General features: G+C 43.9%; 3 protein-coding genes and 1 tRNA gene. 2 read left to right on the top strand and 2 right to left on the bottom strand.

The features are described 5' to 3' along the window. A partial coding sequence (locus SORDD16_RS10630) for a 50S ribosomal protein L19 (protein ID WP_128973481.1) occupies positions 1-94 on the top strand: 94 nt, incomplete at its 5' end. A 42-nt stretch (positions 95-136) separates the two neighbouring features. Then, positions 137-208, top strand: a tRNA-Arg gene (locus tag SORDD16_RS05595). 161 nt (positions 209-369) lie between these two features. Here SORDD16_RS05595 and yidA read toward each other — a convergent pair. Further along, positions 370-1,176 carry a sugar-phosphatase gene (gene yidA / locus SORDD16_RS05590; protein ID WP_061452679.1) on the bottom strand — a complete coding sequence of 269 codons (807 nt, stop codon included), beginning with the start codon at positions 1,174-1,176 and terminating at the stop codon, positions 370-372. Positions 1,177-1,185: 9 nt separating this feature from the next. Further along, on the bottom strand, positions 1,186-2,279 hold a 1,094-nt coding region (locus SORDD16_RS05585), incomplete at its 5' end, for an HD domain-containing protein (RefSeq protein ID WP_061452678.1).

Genomic DNA, 2,279 nt, shown 5'->3' with positions numbered 1-2,279 from the left:
AGTTGTCCGTTACGGTAAAGTACGTCGTGCGAAATTGTACTACTTGCGTGCGCTTCAAGGTAAAGCAGCTCGTATCAAAGAAATCCGTCGTTAATTCGACTAAAAAACTCTGCTTCTTCAGCAGAGTTTTTATCTAGCTCCCTTAGTTCAATGGATATAACAACTCCCTCCTAAGGAGTAGTTGCTGGTTCGATTCCGGCAGGGGGCATTAATAATACCTTAAAGAAAAAGAGGTTGGGCAAAAAAGTCTTTGAAATCAGAAAAACGCATAGTATCAGGTATTGAACGTCCTTGATATTATGCGTTTTATTGTGGGAGTATTTACTTCATTTGCTCCTGAAATTCAGCCTATTTGCACTTTATTAAACTTTACAGTACCCACGTACGGATGGCATGGGCTACGCCGGATTCGTCATTTGTTTTGGTGATGTATTTGGCGATTTTTTTGAGTTCTGGATTTCCATTTTCCATAACAACGGGATTTCCAACGACTTCGAGCATGGCACGGTCATTTTCTTCGTCACCGATTGCCATGGTTTCATCTTTGGTCAATCCGAGTTTTTCAGCTAGATGGGTAATAGCTGAACCCTTGTCTACATTCTTTTTAAGGAGTTCGAGGTAGAAAGGAGCAGATTTGTTAATAGAGTAGCGCTCGTAAAATTCGGCTGGGATCTTTTCAATCGCAGCATCGAGAATCTCTGGTTCATCGATAAACATACACTTGACGATTTCCTTGTCAGCCATTTCTTCAGGTGTGCGGTAAAAGATAGGCATGCTGACGAGGGTCGATTCGCGCACTGTGTATTTTCCGATATTGCGATTGGCAGTATAGATACCGTCTCTGGTAATAGCGTGCATGTGGACACCGAGTTTGCGACTGAGAAATTCCATATCGAGATAATCCTCATAGGCTAAAGATTCGCTGATAATCTCATGTCCAGTAGCCGTTTCTTGGACAAGGGCACCGTTGAAGGTCACGACATAGTCACCTTGGTCTCTCAACTGTAAGTCGTCCAAAAGTTTGGCAACACCTGCGATAGGGCGACCCGTTGCAATCACGACTTTGACACCAGCTTGTTTGGCATCTTGGATGGCAGAAAAGACTTCAGGAGTGATTTCCTTTCGACTGTTAACCAGAGTACCATCGATATCGACGGCGATTAGTTTAATACTCATATATTTCCTCTATTCGTTCTTATTTGGGGTAAAATGATCGTTCTCAATTAAGTGTAAAAATTGCTGGGTAATGCTTGCGAAGATGCTGTTTTGGTCCAACATTTCTTTTGGAAAATAGAAACGATTGTCTCCATGGCGACTGCCAGCAAGGGATTGAACGATAGGAGACAGGCTAGAGAGTTCTGCCAGTTCACTATTCTTTTGTAAAATTTCAATTTGTGTCCGTGGATTTTCAGATTCGGGACGATAGATATCATAAGGGAGGTCAAAGTTCTTATGAATAGCAGTATAGTAGTCGGGATCAAAACCGATTTCTTCAACCAGTTGTCTCATGGTTGCGAGTTGGTCTTGGTCTTTTTCTGAAAAAGTAATGGATTTAAAGACCTTGCGGTTGACAAAGCGCTGCGACAAGTCTGCGAGAATCTTGTCAGGACTGGTCATCCAGAGTTGGAAGTAGGTATTCATCACGCCGTCATCAAGTGCCAGATAGTCAGATAAGGTCACATTTTTTTCAAAGAAAGGGAGGAGGTGTGGAGAGGTGCGAGCAAAGAAGTCTTTGTCCTCCGGATAGAGTTCCTTGGCGCGCTTGAGAAGATTCTGTAGGAGAACTTCCATGGACCGTGTTGCTGGGTGGAAATAAACCTGCATATACATCTGGTAACGACTGAGGACATAGTCTTCAATGGCGTGCATACCATTGCGCTGAAAGGCGATGCCATTTTTGACAGGGCGAATCACTCGGAGGATCCGTGTCAGGTCAAATTCCCCATAAGATGCTCCTGTAAAATAGGAGTCGCGCAAGAGATAGTCCATGCGGTCCGCATCGATCTGACTGGAAATGAGTTGCACCACCTGCTTGTTAGGGTAGGTATGGTCGATGACACTGGCAACTTTTTTTGGAAAGTCAGGCGCTACTTGTAGCAGGACTTGGTGAATCTCTGTCTCAGGACTTTGGATGATTTCCTGAGTGATGGCTTCATGATCTGTATCAAAGAGATGTTCAAAAGTATGGGAGTAGGCACCATGCCCAAGGTCATGTAGGAGAGCCGCAGTCATGGTCAAGAGAGACTCAGCAGGATCCCATTCTTCAGGATATTTTTCCT

The sequence above is a fragment of the Streptococcus oralis genome (assembly GCF_001578945.1).
GTDB classification, from domain to species: Bacteria; Bacillota; Bacilli; order Lactobacillales; family Streptococcaceae; genus Streptococcus; species Streptococcus oralis_Q.
Note: the sequence above shows the minus strand (reverse complement) of the source record. Positions and strands in the feature narration are given on the sequence as shown.

Coding starts and splice junctions, on each gene's coding strand:
- yidA (WP_061452679.1), bottom strand. CDS start 1,176: ATGAGTATTAAACTAATCGCCGTCGATATCGATGGTACTCTGGTTAAC.